This window comes from Terrabacter sp. P5_B1 (assembly GCF_056400505.1).
The window spans coordinates 1-14,865 of the sequence record NZ_JBFULD010000065.1; the positions used below are offsets into that span (position 1 = coordinate 1).

At 71.0% G+C, this 14,865-nt stretch carries 15 protein-coding genes, 1 tRNA gene and 1 pseudogene; 13 read left to right on the forward strand and 4 right to left on the reverse strand.

Going from position 1 to position 14,865, the window contains the following annotated elements; all coding sequences use genetic code 11:
- From AC1DP0_RS07010 to AC1DP0_RS07035, 6 genes are all read left to right on the forward strand, one after another.
- Positions 1-966, forward strand: a 966-nt coding sequence (locus AC1DP0_RS07010) for a sensor histidine kinase (protein ID WP_478083152.1), incomplete at its 5' end; no start/stop codon positions are given.
- 62 nt (positions 967-1,028) lie between these two features.
- A complete protein-coding gene (locus tag AC1DP0_RS07015) occupies positions 1,029-1,769 on the forward strand; it encodes a LytR/AlgR family response regulator transcription factor (protein ID WP_478083173.1) in 741 nt (246 codons plus the stop codon).
- Positions 1,766-2,161, forward strand: coding sequence for a hypothetical protein (locus AC1DP0_RS07020; protein ID WP_478083153.1), 396 nt, complete (start codon positions 1,766-1,768; stop codon positions 2,159-2,161). Before AC1DP0_RS07015 ends, AC1DP0_RS07020 begins: the two co-directional genes overlap by 4 nt.
- 16 nt (positions 2,162-2,177) lie before the next feature.
- Positions 2,178-3,860, forward strand: coding sequence for a sodium/solute symporter (locus AC1DP0_RS07025; RefSeq protein WP_478083155.1), 1,683 nt, complete (start codon positions 2,178-2,180; stop codon positions 3,858-3,860).
- A gap of 184 nt (positions 3,861-4,044) precedes the next feature.
- Positions 4,045-4,332, forward strand: coding sequence for a DUF485 domain-containing protein (locus AC1DP0_RS07030; protein ID WP_478083175.1), 288 nt, complete (start codon positions 4,045-4,047; stop codon positions 4,330-4,332).
- The gene (locus AC1DP0_RS07035) at positions 4,329-5,987 is read left to right on the forward strand and encodes a solute symporter family protein (RefSeq protein ID WP_478083156.1); all 1,659 of its coding nucleotides are present in this window, start codon (positions 4,329-4,331) and stop codon (positions 5,985-5,987) included. The genes AC1DP0_RS07030 and AC1DP0_RS07035 overlap by 4 nt, the downstream gene beginning before the upstream one ends.
- Positions 5,988-6,110: 123 nt before the next feature.
- Here AC1DP0_RS07035 and proB read toward each other — a convergent pair whose 3' ends face one another.
- The gene (gene proB, locus AC1DP0_RS07040; RefSeq protein ID WP_478083158.1) at positions 6,111-7,223 is read right to left on the reverse strand and encodes a glutamate 5-kinase; all 1,113 of its coding nucleotides are present in this window, start codon (positions 7,221-7,223) and stop codon (positions 6,111-6,113) included.
- Positions 7,224-7,362: 139 nt separating this feature from the next.
- On the opposite strand from proB, the gene AC1DP0_RS07045 reads away from it, so the two are divergent.
- Complete coding sequence (locus tag AC1DP0_RS07045; protein WP_478083160.1) at positions 7,363-8,646, forward strand: glutamate-5-semialdehyde dehydrogenase; 1,284 nt, start codon at positions 7,363-7,365, stop codon at positions 8,644-8,646.
- 45 nt (positions 8,647-8,691) lie between these two features.
- On the forward strand, positions 8,692-9,387 hold the full coding sequence (locus AC1DP0_RS07050) for a class I SAM-dependent methyltransferase (protein ID WP_478083162.1): 696 nt from the start codon (positions 8,692-8,694) through the stop codon (positions 9,385-9,387).
- On the opposite strand, the gene AC1DP0_RS07055 is transcribed toward AC1DP0_RS07050, so the two are convergent.
- Entirely contained in the window at positions 9,372-10,454 is a 1,083-nt protein-coding gene (locus AC1DP0_RS07055) for a glycosyltransferase family 2 protein (protein ID WP_478083164.1), read from the reverse strand. The genes AC1DP0_RS07050 and AC1DP0_RS07055 overlap by 16 nt on opposite strands.
- Positions 10,455-10,630: 176 nt before the next feature.
- Between AC1DP0_RS07055 and AC1DP0_RS07060 the strand changes: the two genes are divergently transcribed.
- The 5 genes from AC1DP0_RS07060 (at position 10,631) to AC1DP0_RS07080 (ending at position 12,787) form a co-directional block, all read left to right on the forward strand.
- Positions 10,631-10,858 (forward strand): hypothetical protein, encoded by a 228-nt coding sequence (locus AC1DP0_RS07060; RefSeq protein WP_478083166.1) that lies wholly within the window; start codon positions 10,631-10,633, stop codon positions 10,856-10,858.
- A 17-nt stretch (positions 10,859-10,875) separates the two neighbouring features.
- Positions 10,876-11,550 (forward strand): nicotinate-nucleotide adenylyltransferase, encoded by a 675-nt coding sequence (nadD, locus tag AC1DP0_RS07065; protein ID WP_478083176.1) that lies wholly within the window; start codon positions 10,876-10,878, stop codon positions 11,548-11,550.
- Positions 11,547-11,960 (forward strand): ribosome silencing factor, encoded by a 414-nt coding sequence (gene rsfS, locus AC1DP0_RS07070; RefSeq protein WP_478083168.1) that lies wholly within the window; start codon positions 11,547-11,549, stop codon positions 11,958-11,960. The genes nadD and rsfS overlap by 4 nt, the downstream gene beginning before the upstream one ends.
- Complete coding sequence (locus tag AC1DP0_RS07075) at positions 11,957-12,631, forward strand: histidine phosphatase family protein (protein ID WP_478083170.1); 675 nt, start codon at positions 11,957-11,959, stop codon at positions 12,629-12,631. Before rsfS ends, AC1DP0_RS07075 begins: the two co-directional genes overlap by 4 nt.
- Before the next feature lie 83 nt (positions 12,632-12,714).
- Positions 12,715-12,787: transfer RNA gene (locus tag AC1DP0_RS07080), tRNA-Ala, on the forward strand.
- Between the two features lie 78 nt (positions 12,788-12,865).
- On the opposite strand, the gene AC1DP0_RS07085 is transcribed toward AC1DP0_RS07080, so the two are convergent.
- The gene (locus tag AC1DP0_RS07085) at positions 12,866-13,927 is read right to left on the reverse strand and encodes a glycosyltransferase family 4 protein (RefSeq protein WP_478083172.1); all 1,062 of its coding nucleotides are present in this window, start codon (positions 13,925-13,927) and stop codon (positions 12,866-12,868) included.
- 634 nt (positions 13,928-14,561) lie between these two features.
- A pseudogene (locus AC1DP0_RS07090) lies at positions 14,562-14,865 on the reverse strand (caspase family protein); the annotation flags it as partial.

The window sequence follows — 14,865 nt, forward strand, 5'->3', positions numbered from 1 at the left end:
CTCCTCGGAGCGACCGCCGTGGCGATGACCGACACCACCGGTCTGCTCGCGTGGGACGGTGGTCGTTCGCACCACGCCCACCAACCAGCGGTGATCTCGGCCGGCACCCTCGCCCACGGACGCACCACCGTCGTCGACGGCGCCGTCCTCGCGTGCGACGAGCCGTCGTGCGTGGTGCGACAGGCCATCGTCGCCCCCCTCGACGTGGACGAGAAGGTCGTCGGCACCCTGCAGGTCTTCACCGACCGGGCCTCGGCCGGGCTCGTCCGGGCCACGAACGAGGTGGCCCGCTGGGTCTCCGGACAGCTCGATCTCGCGGAACTCGACGCCTCGCGCACCCGCCTCATGGAGGCGGAGGTCCGGGCCCTTCGCGCACAGATCAGTCCGCACTTCATCTACAACTCGCTCACGGCGATCGCGTCCTTCACCCGCACAGACCCCGAACGGGCCCGCGAGCTTCTCCTCGACCTCGCCGAGTTCACGCGCTACTCCTTCCGGCGGCACGGCGAGTTCACGACGCTCGCCGAGGAGCTGCGTTCCATCGAGGCCTATCTCGTCATCGAGAAGGCGCGCTTCGGCGACCGCCTCACCGTGACGGTGCGGGTGGCTCCGGAGGTGCTTCCGGTCGTCGTGCCGTTCCTGTGCCTCCAGCCGCTCGTCGAGAATGCCGTCCAGCACGGCATCGAGGGCCGCGAGGGGCACGGCGAGATCAGCATCCTGGCCCAGGACGCCGACCACGACTGCGTCGTGACGATCGAGGACAACGGCGTGGGGGAGGACCCCGAACGGGTGCGACAGGTGCTGGCCGGTGACCCGAGCAGTGAGTCGGTGGGACTGGCCAACGTGGACGAGCGACTGCGCACGGCCTTCGGCGACGACTACGGCCTGGTCGTCGAGACCGCTCCGGGCGCCGGCACGAAGGTCGTCGTGCGACTGCCCAAGTTCCGGCCGGGGGTGCACGTGTGATCGGCTTTGCGAACAGCACTGAGGCGCAAGGTGGTTCAGCTGCAGCCGGCGACGTGACACCACTGTTGCGCGTGCTCGCCGTCGACGACGAGGCCCCCGCTCTCGACGAGCTGGCTTGGATGCTCGGCCGTCACGAGTGCATCAGCCAGGTCGTGCCGGCCCGGTCGGGGGAGGCGGCACTTCGGGTGCTCCACGAGGAGCAGGTCGATGCGATCTTCATGGACGTGCAGATGCCGGGCCTGAGCGGCCTCGACCTCGCCCGTGTGTTGTCGCGGTTCACCACGCAGCCACCGGTCGTCTTCGTCACGGCGCACGAGCAGCACGCCGTGGACGCCTTCGAGCTCAACGTCGTCGACTACGTCCTCAAGCCGGTGCGCGACGAGCGGCTCGACCAGGCCGTGCGCCGCGTCGTGCGCCAGCTCCACGGTCGCGAGCGCGCTGCGTCACCGGCAGACGAGAGCATCGTCGTCGAGCTCGCGGGGGTGAGCCGGCTCGTGCCGCGTTCGGACGTGCTCTTCGTCGAGGCGCAGGGTGACTATGCCCGGCTCCACACGGCCACCGAGAGCCACCTCGTGCGCGTTCCGCTGACCACCCTCGCCGACCAGTGGCATGACGCGGGGTTCGTGCGCATCCACCGGTCCTCGCTCGTCGCGCTGGGCCACATCACCGAGTGGCGCACCGAGGGCGGGCGCACGACGGTCGTGGTCGGCGGCCACGAGCTCGTCGTGAGCCGCCGTCACACACGCGCGCTCCGCGACCTCCTCGTCCGACGTGCCCAACCGCTCGGACGCGGTGGCTCATGACGGCCCCTGAAGCGCCGGGGGCGTCGCGCAGTCGCGCCCGGGTCCGGGTCACGAGCCCCCGCACGTCCGCCGCGCGCACCCGGAACGTCTCCATCGCCTCCGAGATCGACGAGCAGACGCGTCTCGGGGAGGTCTACATCACCTCGCTCATGCGCAGCCAGCTCCGTCTGGCCCTCGCGGTCCTGCTCGTCCTGGCGGCGACGCTGGGGCTGCTGCCGCTGGTCTTCCGGGCCGTCCCCGGCATCGCCGGGGTCGACGTGCTCGGTGTGCCTCTGCCCTGGGTCCTGCTCACTGCTGTCGCCTTCACGGAGATCATCGCCCTGGGGTGGTTCTACGTGCGCCAGTCCGAGCGCAACGAGGACGACTTCAGCGACCTGCTCGACGGCAGGTGAGCGGGGTGCGCGACCGGTGAGCAACACGGCCAGCATCGTCGCCGTCATCCTGGTGTCGCTCGCGTCCCTCGCCGTGGGCGCCTTCGGGCTGCGGCTCTCGCGCACGATGAGCGACTTCTACGTCGCGTCGCGCGGCGTGAGCCCGGTGCTCAACGCATCGGCCATCAGTGGCGAATACCTCTCTGCCGCATCGTTCCTCGGGGTCGCGGGTCTCGTCCTGGCCCGCGGCGTGGACATGCTGTGGCTCCCGGTGGGCTGGACCGCGGGCTATCTCGTGCTGCTCGTCTTCGTCGCCGCGCCGCTGCGGCGATCGGGCGCCTACACGCTTCCGGACTTCGCCCAGCTGCGCCTCGAGTCCGTCGTGGCCCGGCGAGCCTCGAGCCTGCTCGTGGTCGCGATCGGGCTGCTCTACCTCATCCCGCAGTTCCAGGGCGCCGGACTGACCCTGCGCACGCTCACCGGGGCGCCGTCGTGGGTGGGTCAGCTGGCCGTCGCGGTCGTCGTGTGCCTCAACGTCCTCCCCGGCGGCATGCGGAGCGTCACCCTGGTGCAGGCGTTCCACTACTGGCTCAAGCTGCTGGCCCTGTTGACGCCGCTCTTCTTCCTCCTCGGCGCGCTCGGGGACCGGAGCGCGGACCCGAACGTCGGCGCCGTCCTCGTCGCCGACTGGGTCGAGCCGCTGCGCGGCGACCATGCCCTCTACCTGACGTACTCGCTCGTGCTGGCCACCTTCTTCGGCACGATGGGCCTGCCCCATGTCGTCGTGCGCTTCTACACCAACCGGGACGGCCGGGCCGCACGACGAGCGACGCTGGCAGTGCTCGTCCTGCTCTCGGCCTTCTACCTGCTGCCCGTGGCGTACGGCGTCATCGGTCGGTACGTCGCCTCGGACCTCGTCGCCGCGGGCCGCGCCGACTCGGTCGTGCTCGAGCTGCCGAGCCGGCTCTTCGACGGGCCGGTCGCCGAGGGCCTCACGGCGCTGCTCGCCGCCGGCGCCTTCGCAGCGTTCCTCTCGACGTCGACCGGGCTCGTGGTCTCGGTGGCGGGCGTCGTGAGCCAGGACCTCGTGCGGTGGGGAGCCGGACGCCGACAGGGCATCCGCTCCTTCCGGCTCTCGACGGTCGCCGTCGTCGCGGTCTCGCTCGTCCTCACGGTCGTGTCGGCGGGCGTCCCCGTGGCCCACGCGGTCGAGCTGACTTTCGCGGTGGCCGCATCGACGTTCTGCCCGATGCTGCTGCTCGGCATCTGGTGGAGGGGCCTCACGGCGCGGGGCGCCATCGCCGGCCTCGTCGTGGGGGGTGGCCTGGCGATGGGGGCCGTCGTGTCGACGACGTTCGGCATCGCGACGGGCGGCTGGTTCGGCGTGATCATGACGCAGCCGGCGGCCGTCAGCGTCCCGTTGTCGTTCGCCACCATGGTGCTCGTGTCGATCGCCACCCGCGCGAGCACGCCCGAACACGTCGCGCAGACGATGGTGCGGTTGCACGCACCCGAGCACATCGACCTCAACCGGGGCTCGTTCCATCCCGAACGGTGGGACCGCCGCCCCCCGGCGACAACGTCGCCGACGGCCCCGACGGCCCCGACGGCCCCGCCGGCAACCACGACGGAGGGCACTGGCGGCGGCCCGCAACACGCGGCATACGGCAGCACGGACGTGACCGCTCGTCGCTCCCAGCAGACCGCTCGTCGCGACTGAGGCCACGCACGGCGAGCGGTCGGCGCCACTGAGCGATGCCGGGCCCGGTGTCCCTGCCGGGCAGCCGCGCGAACTCCTACCTTTGCTCTCGCCGGCCGTGTGACCGGCAGCGACCAACCGCCCCGGAGGTGGCCCAGTGAGCAAAGAGGCTCCAGAACGCGTGGTCGACGATCCCAACGTCGTCATGCAGAACTCGCCCGAGTTCGACCAGCTGCGCAGCAAGTTCCGCAAGTTCGTGTTCCCGCTGACCGCGCTGTTCCTCGCGTGGTACTTCCTCTACGTCCTGCTGTCCGTCTTCGCCAAGGACTTCATGGGGACGCGGGTCGCCGGCAACATCACATGGGGCCTGATCCTCGGGCTCCTCCAGTTCGTCTCCACCTTCGCCATCACGATGATCTACGCCCGCTGGGCCGACCGCGTGTTCGACCCCGAGGCCGAAGCCCTCGCCCGGAAGATGGGAGGACAGAAGTGAGCGCGCTCCTCGCGTCGGCCCCGTCGCTCGTCCCAGCGGTCGCGCCGGCAGCGACGACGGTGGGCAACCCGGCGATCAACATCGGCATCTTCGCCCTCTTCGTCGTCGTCACCCTCGCGATCGTCATCCGGGCCTCGCGCAACAACCGCAGTGCGGCTGAGTACTACGCCGGCGGACGGGCCTTCACGGGTCGCCAGAACGGCATCGCCATCGCCGGTGACTACCTCTCGGCGGCCTCGTTCCTCGGCATCGCGGGCGCCATCGCCATCAACGGCTACGACGGGTTCCTCTACTCCATCGGCTTCCTCGTCGCCTGGCTCGTCGCCCTGCTCCTCGTCGCCGAGCTGCTCCGCAACGTCGGCAAGTACACGATGGCCGACGTGCTCAGCTTCCGGCTGCGGCAGCGTCCGGTGCGCATCGCGGCAGCGATCTCGACGCTCGTCGTCTCGTTCTTCTACCTGCTCGCCCAGATGGCCGGTGCCGGTGGTCTCGTGGCCCTCCTGCTCGGCATCGAGGGAGCGCTGGGCCAGCGGCTCGTCATCGTCGTCGTCGGCATCCTGATGATCTTCTACGTCATCTACGGCGGCATGAAGGGCACGACCTGGGTGCAGATCATCAAGGCCGTGCTGCTCATCATCGGCGCCGCGATCATGACGGTCTGGGTGCTCGGCAAGTTCGGCTTCAGCCTCTCGACCCTGCTCGGCGAGGCCACGACGGCCTCGCAGGAAGCGGGCGGCAAGGACCTGCTCCAGCCGGGACTGCAGTACAAGAACCCCGTCGACTTCATCTCGCTCTCGATGGCCCTCGTGCTCGGCACGGCAGGTCTGCCGCACGTGCTCATGCGCTTCTACACGGTGCCGACCTCCCGCGAGGCCCGGCGCTCGGTGGTCTGGGCGATCTGGCTCATCGGCATCTTCTACCTCTTCACCCTCGTGCTCGGCTTCGGGGCGGCAGAGCTCGTGGGCGCCAAGGAGATCAAGAACGCACCCGGTGGCGTCAACTCGGCTGCCCCACTCCTCGCGTTCGAGCTCGGTGGGGAGATCCTGCTCGGCATCATCTCCGCGGTGGCCTTCGCGACGATCCTCGCGGTCGTCGCCGGCCTGACGATCACGGCGAGCGCGTCGCTCTCGCACGACATCTACAACACGGTCGTCAAGAAGGGGAAGGCCACGCCGGAGGAGGAGGTCAAGGTCGCGCGGCTCGCTGCGCTCGTCCTCGGCGCCATCGCCATCATCGGTGGCATCTTCGCCCTGGGGCAGAACATCGCCTTCCTCGTGGCCCTCGCCTTCGCCATCGCGGCCAGCGCGAACCTGCCGACGATCCTCTACTCGCTCTTCTGGAAGCGGTTCAACACCCGGGGCGCGCTGTGGAGCATCTACGGCGGTCTCGTCAGCGCCATCACGCTGRTCATCTTCAGCCCGGTCGTCTCGGGCAAGGCGGTCGACGCGGTGACGAAGAAGAGCCCGTCGATGCTCCAGGGCGTCGACTTCCACTGGTTCCCGCTCGACAACCCGGGCATCGTCTCGATCCCGCTCGGGTTCGTCCTCGGCTACATCGGGACGGTCACGAGCAAGGAGTACAACGCGGCCAAGTACGCCGAGATGGAGGTCCGTTCGCTCACCGGTCACGGCGCCGAGACGGCGACCCACCACTGACCCGCGGCGAGCCCACACCGTCGAGTGGCCGCGCACCCAGGGGGATGCGCGGCCACTCGCACGTCGTGACGCGGCGCCGTCAGCGGGCGTATGCCGTGGCGACCCTGGGACGTGCCGCGACGGTCAGAGGACGACGAGGTCGTCGCGGTGGATGACCTCGCGCTCGTACTCGGGTCCGAGGTCGCGGGCGAGCTCCTTCGTCGACCGTCCGAGCAGCGCCGGCAGCTCGTTCGAGCTGTAGTTGACGAGGCCACGTGCCACCGTCGCCCCGTCCGGGCCGCAGACGTCGACGGGGTCCCCGTCGTGGAAGGTGCCCTCGACGGCCGTGATGCCGGCGGGCAGGAGTGACTTCTTCCGGTGGACGAGCGCGGTGACGGCGCCGGCGTCGACGAGGAGCCGTCCGCGGGCCGTGGTCGCGTGCTCGAGCCACAGCCGCCGCGAGCGACCCCGGACGCCCATGGGCAGGAAGACGGTGCCGACGTCCTGGCCCGCGAGCACCTCCACGACCAGGTGGGCGGCCGTCACGGACGTCACGACGCCGGCGGCCGTGGCGATGCGGGCGGCCTCGATCTTCGTCGCCATGCCGCCGGTGCCCACCTTGGACCCGGTGCCGCCGACCTCGACGTCGGTGAGGTCGTGGGGGCCGCGCACGACCGGGATGCGGGTCGCACCAGGCCGGCTCGGCGGCGCGTCGTAGAGCGCGTCGACGTCGGAGAGCAGCACGAGGGCGTCGGCGTCGATGAGATGGGCCACGAGGGCGGCCAGCCGGTCGTTGTCGCCGAAGCGGATCTCGCTCGTCGCGACGGTGTCGTTCTCGTTGACGATGGGCATGACACCGAGGTCGAGCAGCCGCTCCAGCGTGCGACGGGCGTTGGCGTAGTGGGTCCGACGCGTCACGTCGTCGGCGGTGAGCAGCACCTGGCCGACGGTGATGTCGTGGCCACCGAAGGCCCGGGTGTAGGCGGCGAGCAGGGCGCCCTGCCCGACGGAGGCCGCGGCCTGCTGCGTCGCCAGGTCGCGGGGGCGCGCGCTGAGCCCGAGGGGGTGGATGCCGGCCGCGATCGCGCCTGAGCTGACGAGGACGATCTGGGTGCCGCCGAGGTGCTGGTGGGCCAGGGCATCGACCAGGGCGACGAGTTGGGCGTGGTCGAGGCCACCGTCGGTGCCCGTCAGGGAGCTCGAGCCGACCTTGACGACGAGCCGTCGGGCGGTGCTGATGACGGAGTGAGGCGACACATCTCGAACTCTAGTGACGGATCGCGGCTCACGCAGGGGCGTCCACCCGGCCCGCCCGACGGTCACGACGCCCGCTCCGGCGGTCCAGCCTCCGGGAAACGGGCGGTCCGGTCAGAGCTGCACGACCTAGGCTTGGGGCATGTCCCAGACCATCGACCCCGCCGTCGTCGAGCACGTCACGACCCTCGCCGAGCGCGCGCGTGTCGCCTCGCGTCGCCTCGCCCTGATGTCACGCGCCGAGAAGGACGCGGCCCTGCTCCAGCTCGCCGACGCCGTCGACGCCGCGGCCGCCGAGGTCATCGCCGCCAACGCCGAGGACCTCGAACGCGGTCGTGCCAAGGGGATGAGCGTGAGCCTGCAGGACCGCCTGCGGCTGGACGGCGCGCGGGTCGCTGCCGTGGGGCAGGCCCTGCGCGACGTGGCGGCGCTCCCTGACCCCGTCGGTGAGATCGTGCGCGGGTCCACCCTCGCCAACGGCCTGCAGATCCGTCAGGTGAGGGTGCCGATGGGCGTCATCGGGATGATCTACGAGGCGCGTCCCAACGTCACGGTGGACGCCGCAGGTCTCGCCCTCAAGTCCGGCAACGCCGTCCTGCTGCGCGGGGGCTCCGCCGCGGCCAGCAGCAACCACGCCCTGGTCGAGGCGATGCGCGAATCCCTTGCGGCACAAGGACTCCCAGCAGACGCAGTCACGCTTCTCGAGGGGGGTGGCCATGACGCGGCTCGTGCCCTCATGACGGCGCGCGGCTACGTCGACCTCGTCATCCCGCGCGGGGGAGCCGATCTCATCCAGACGGTCGTCCGCGAGTCCACCGTCCCAGTCATCGAGACCGGCGTCGGGGTGTGCCACGTCTACGTCGACCGCGCTGCCGACCTCGACAAGGCGCAGGCGATCACCCTCAACGCCAAGACGCAGCGGCCGAGTGTCTGCAACGCCGCCGAGTCGCTCCTGGTCCACCGCGACGCCGCCGCCGACTTCCTGCCCAAGGCGCTGACGGACCTCGCAGGTGCTGGCGTGCGGCTGCACGTGGCACCCGAGGTCACGGGCTACGCCGAGGCGGCCGGGGCGGCATACGCCCTCGCGAGCGAGGCGGACTTCGGGACGGAGTGGCACGGCCTGGAGATGAGCGTGGCGGTCGTCGACGACCTCGACGAGGCGATGGAGCGCATCCGCCACTTCGGCACGGGGCACACCGAGGCGATCGTCACGGAGGACCGGGCGGCCGCCCGCCGCTTCACGGCGGAGGTCGACGCCGCCGTCGTCATGGTCAACGCGAGCACCCGCTTCACCGACGGCGGCGAGTTCGGCTTCGGCGCCGAGATCGGGATCTCGACGCAGAAGCTGCACGCTCGGGGCCCGATGGCGCTGCCCGAGCTGACGACGACGAAGTGGGTCGTCGAGGGCGACGGTCACACCCGCTGACACGACTTCGCTGATCTACCCGAACGGATGGCATGATGTCCGACCATGGAAGGCACCGAGGTCCGCAAGCTCGCTGAGCTCGAGGACGACCACTGGTGGTATCGCGAGCGACGTCACCTCCTGGCCAAGGCCATCTCGGGGCTGACCCCCGGGCGCGCCCTCGACATCGGGGCGGCGGGCGGTGGCAACACGCGTGTCCTGCGTCAGCACGGCTGGGACGCCATCGCCCTCGAGTACGGCGCCGACGGCGCCGAGGTGGCGCACGGCCGCGGACTCGCCACCCTTCGCGGTGACGCGACCCGGCTCCCGGTCGCGGACGCCTCGCTCGACCTCGTCGTGGCCTTCGACCTGCTCGAGCACCTCGAGGACGACGACGCGGCGGTGGCCGAGGTGCGTCGCGTGCTCAAACCGACCGGAACGTATCTCGTCGCGGTCCCGGCCGACCCCAAGCTGTGGTCCGACCACGACGAGGCGGTCGACCACGTGCGCCGCTACACCCGCCAGGGTCTGCTCGACCTGCTCGACCGCGGCGGGTTCGAGGTCACCGACGTGCGCTCGTGGAACGTGCTGCTGCGCCCGGTCGTGGCGATGCGACGCAGGACGAGCTCGGGCTCGGACCTCGACGACGTGCACCCGCTCGTCAACTTCGGGCTGCGCTCCATCATCACGGCCGAGCGCTACCTCCCGGTCGGGGGCCTGCCGGGCGTCAGCCTGCTCCTCCGGGCTCAGCCGCGCAGCTGACCCGCCTCCGCCTCGACGGCGGGCTGTGCCTCGACGGCGGGCTGTGCCTCGACGGCAGGGTCCGGGCTGATCCGTCGGTGCGTCGCGGTCGGTTGGGCCGGCAACGGCGTGTCGGTCGGTCCGTGTGATCCGGAGTCGGCCGTCATCGAGTCGTAGGCGATGAAGTAGGTCGGCCGGCCCTGCATGTGGGCGTACATCCGCCCGATGTACTCGCCGAGGATGCCGACGCAGACGAGCTGGACCGCGCCGACGCCCGCGACGATGGCGACGGTCGACGTCCAGCCGGCCACGGTGTGTCCCTGCGAGCGGGAGATGAGCGTGTAGAGCACGAGCAGCACCGCGAGGACCGCACCGCCGAAGCCGGCGAAGGTCGCCAGCCGCAGGGGGGCCGTGGAGAAGCCCGTCAGGGAGTCGAGCGAGAGCTTGACCATCTTGAGCAAGGGGTACTTCGAGCCCCCGGCCGCCCGCTCCTCGCGCTTGTAGTGCACGGTGTCGGAGGGGAAGTTCAGGGCCGGCACGATGAAGCGCAGGACGCGGTTGTGCTCGGGGAGGCTGTTGATGGCGTCGACCGTGGCGCGCGACATGAGCCGGTAGTCACCGGCGTCGGCGTGCGCCGACGTCTGGGACATCAGGCCGATGAACCGGTAGAAGGCCCGAGCCGAGACGCGCTTGAACCACGTGTCGGTGGAGCGGTCGTTGCGCACGCCGTAGACGACGTCGACCCCGTCGTCCTTCGCGGCCGTGAGCATCTGGGGGATGATCTCCGGCGGGTCCTGCAGGTCGGCGTCGAGGGTGACGACGTAGTCGCCGAGGGCGCTGACGAGACCGGCCGAGATCGCCGCCTGGTGACCGGCGTTGGCGCGCAGGCGCACCACGCGAAGGGCAGGCCACTGGCGGTGGTAGCGCTGGAGCAGCGCGGCCGTCAGGTCTTTGCTCCCGTCGTCGACCGCGACGACCTCGTAGGTCGTGTCCATGGCGTCGAGGAGCGGTCGGAGCCGCCCGACGAGGAGGGGGAGCACCTCCTCCTCGTTGTACATCGGGATGACCACGGACAACTCAGGAACCATGCGATCTAGCCTACGGCCGGGGATCGCCCACAGTTGTCACGTGGCTGTCCTGGTCCTGTCGGTCCTGTCGGCACAGCTGGGTCTCGGCGGGCCGGCGAACGGGAGGTCATACCCGGGGGAACGACCGGCGCGTGGCCCGGCGGCCGGCATACGACCGCTGGCGCTAGGCTGGGCGCATGTCTGATCGTGTCCTCGCACTCGTCGCCGAGGGGGAGGGAGCTGCGCGCGAGCTTCCCTTGCCGGTGATCGCCTACTTCCTCATCACGTTCGCGCTGTTCCTCGTGGCCCTCGGCGTCACGTGGAGCTTCCGCAACACCGCCTACAAGGTGCAGGCGCCCCGGCCCGCCCGTCCCACCGAGGGCACGCACGGCAGCTCGAGCGGATCCGACGGGGCCCAGCACTGACCATGCGCCTCGGCGTCATGGGTGGGACCTTCGACCCGATCCACCACGGTCACCTCGTGGCCGCCAGCGAGGTCCAGTCGCGCTTCGACCTCGACGAGGTCGTCTTCGTCCCCACCGGGCAGCCGTGGCAGAAGGCCGACCGCTACGTCTCGCCGGCCGAGGACCGCTACCTCATGACCGTCATCGCGACGGCCTCCAACCCGCGCTTCACCGTCAGCAGGGTCGACATCGACCGGCCCGGCCCGACGTTCACGATCGACACCCTGCGTGACATCCGCGAGGAGCGTCCCGACGACGAGCTCTTCTTCATCACCGGCGCCGACGCCCTGGCCGAGATCCTCTCGTGGAAGGACGCCGAGCACCTCTGGGAGCTGGCGCACTTCATCGGGGTCACCCGGCCCGGACACGAGCTGTCCGACAAGGGACTGCCGGAGCAGCGGGTGACGCTCCAGGAGGTCCCGGCGATGGCGATCAGCTCCACCGACTGCCGGTCGCGCGTGGCGGACGGCGAACCGGTCTGGTACCTCGTCCCCGACGGGGTCGTCCAGTACATCAACAAGTACCACCTCTACTCCCACCCACAGGGGGCTCCGCCCCCCGTGCACCCGCCGACAAACCACCCACAGCACGACGCCCGCGTGGCCACGCCCGCGGAGCCCACCAGAGTTTTTTCGCCTCAAGGAGATTCGTGACCGCAGCAGACCATTCGATCCAGCTCGCCAAGGTGGCCTCGCTCGCGGCCGAGGAGAAGCTCGCCGAGAAGGTGCTCGCCATCGACGTGAGCGAGCAGATGCCGCTCACCGACGTCTTCGTCATCGCGTCGGCCCCGTCCGAGCGTCAGGTCGGCGCCATCGTCGACGAGGTCGAGGACCGGCTGCGTGAGCTGGGCAGCAAGCCTGTCCGCCGCGAGGGTGAGCGCGAGGGCCGCTGGGTCCTCATCGACTTCGGCGACATCATCGTGCACGTCCAGCACGAGGAGGAGCGCGAGTACTACGCGCTCGAGCGCCTGTGGAAGGACTGCCCGGAGATCGACCTGGCGACCGTCGCGGCTCCGGCCCGACGCGGTGCCGACAGCGACGCCGACGGGGCCGACGAGGCGTGACCCCCGCCGCATCCGTGCCCGCCATCGGTCCCGTCGGGCCGCGTCGCGTCGTCATCGTGCGTCACGCCGAGACGGTGGACAACGCGGCACGGGTCTGGCAGGGCCACAAGGACACCGAGCTGTCCGACCGCGGCCGCGAGCAGGTGCAGGCCGCGGCGCCGCACCTCGCGGCCTACGCGCCGGCGCTCATCGTCTCGAGCGACCTGCGACGCGCGGCCTCGACCGCCGATGCCATCGCCGGGCTGACGGGCTTGGCAGTGCGGCTCGACGAGCGTCTGCGGGAGGTCCACGTGGGGGAGTGGGAGGGCCTGCACGCCGATGAGGTGCGCGAGCGCTACCCCGAGGTCATCGCGGCGCTGGACCGTGGCGAGGACGCCCCCCGAGGGGTGACCGGGGAGACCCGGGCGGACGTGGCGCAGCGGGCGGGGGGCGCCCTGCGCGAGATCGCAGAGGAGCTGATGCCGGGCGAGACCGCAGTCGTGGTGGCCCACGGGGTGTCGGCCCGCGTCGCGGCGAGCGAGCTCGTGGCGCTCGACCAGGACACGTCGGACGCGGTGTTCCGCGGGCTCGACAACTGCCACTGGATCGAGCTCGTCGAGGCCGGGAAGAGCTTCTCCGAGGTGACCCGGTGGCGCATCAGCGGCTGGAACCTCGGGCCCTGGAACGTGTGATCCGGGAGGCCGTCCCTGATTTTGGCTGACGGCCGCGGACCCGCTATGGTTACGCAGTCGCTTCGACGAGGTGACACCCGCAAGGGGCTGTGGCGCAGCTGGTAGCGCACCTGCATGGCATGCAGGGGGTCAGGGGTTCGAGTCCCCTCAGCTCCACCCGATGAGAGAAGGACCGGACGCGTTCGCGTCCGGTCCTTCTGCGTTTCCCGGGGTGTGGGGTCCGGCTGGTCCCGCTCAGACGACGGTGCGGGTTCGAGCCGTTCGGGAGGTAGCGGTGGGCCCAGCGCCCTGGCGGGCCAGCACCCGACGGTAGGCGCCCTCGTAGCCGGTCGCCATGACGTCGAGGCTGAAGCGGCTGCTCACGTGTCGGCGACAGTCGGCTGGGTCCAGGGTGGCGCAGGCCGCGATGGCCGGTGCGAGCTGCTCGGGCCGCTCGACGACGAAGCCCGTGYGACCGTGGCCGACCACCTCGGGGGCGGCTCCGCGGGCCAGGGCCACGACCGGCGTCCCGCAGGCCATCGCCTCGACCATGACCAGTCCGAACGGCTCCTCCCACCGGATCGGGAAGATCAGGCAGCGGGCGCCGGCCAGCAGGCGACGCTTCACGGCCTGGTCGGCGACCCCCACCTCGACGGCGCCGGGGCACAGAAGCGGCGCCAGCTGCTTGGCGTAGTACTCGTGCTCGACCTTCTCGGTGCACTTGCCGGCCAGGATGATCCGCACCCCGGCCCGCCGGGCGGCCTCGACCGCGAGGTGCGGGGCCTTTTGCGGGTGGAAACGGCCGAGGAAGAGGAGGTAGTCGTCCTTGTCGGCGCGGTAGGGGAAGCTGTCCACGTCGATGCCGTTGTGAACCGTCCCCACCCAGTTCAGGTCCGGCGCGCGCTGCCGTTGGGCCTCGCTGACGGCCACCAGGCTGACGGTGCTCCCCAGCGGACGGTAGATCTCGGACAGCTCGTCCATCGCGCCGTGCACGGTCACGACCGTGGGCGAGCGGCGTGCGCCCGCCGTGAGGGGCCCGGCGAGGGTGTGGTCGTGGACGAGGTCGACGGTGTGCGCCTGCAGCAGGCTCTCGACCCTGGCCGCGTGCACGACCTCCGGCAGTGCGAGCGCCAGCTGCTCCGCCGGCGGGAGCTCCCACGTGCGCACGAACTCCTGCGCGGCTGTCCCGCGTCTGCCCGCGGCGAAGAGCGTGACGTGGTGTCCGCGTGCGACGAGTCGGTCGACCAACCCGGCGATGACGGACTCGACGCCGCCGTAGCCCTGCGGGGGCACCGTGTAGTAGGGGGGCGCCACCATGGCGATCCGCAGTGGTCGCGGTTGCTGGACGACGCGTGGCGATGCGGTGGACGTCGATGTCGTCGACACTGTGCACCACCCAGGGTCCGTGACGGCCCCACACCGTCCTGCCAGGAACTCACCCTCACGGTACTCGGCAAAGGAGAGGTGGGTGGTGGATGACGACCGGCCTCGCTCGACCTCTCGCTCACCGTCAGAGGACGCGCAGGTGCTGTTGCGGACGAGCTGGCCCACGCGGGGATCGGCGGACGTGACGATAGGACTGCGCGCGCGCCACCGGCGGTGTTCCGTGGCGGGGTGACTCTCCCGCCGAGCCACCCCGGGGTGGTAGGGCGTCGAGAGCGGCACGTCCCGGAACACGGGCACGACGCGCAGGGTGAAGGCCGGCGAACGGTGATCTCATCGGTCGTGACCTCGACGTCGTCGACGCGGTGGTCGAAGCGCCCCTCCTTGACGTCGAAGAGCCCCGCGAAGTCGGTGGTGGCCCCCGGGAGGCCCGCGGCAGGACGGACAGGTGCCAGACCAGGCCGGACCTGAAGACCTGGTAGTCGCCCGTGCCGCTGAGCTCCACGGCGCGGGAGTCCGCCCGGTCGACGCGCCCACGCCCGTTCGACCCCGCTGTCAAGCCTCCTCGTCACCGAGGCCGCACGGTGACGACGAAGACCGAGTCCGTGCGCCAGTCGGCGACCCCGGCCTCCTCGGGACTCCGCCCCAGGCGCCGGGTGCGGGTGCCGCCGAGGGCCCGCTCCAGGTTGGACCTCGGGCTCGGGTGCACGTCGGCGCCCCTCGTGGTCCCACCAGCGGGAACCGCGCTCACGTCGAGCTCCTCCTGCTCGAGCGACCGCGGGTCGAACTCGAGCGTGCTGGTGACGACCATGAGCTGGTCGCGCAACGACGCGGTACCGGCTTCCCACAGGGCGTCCGCCACCTGGCCGAGC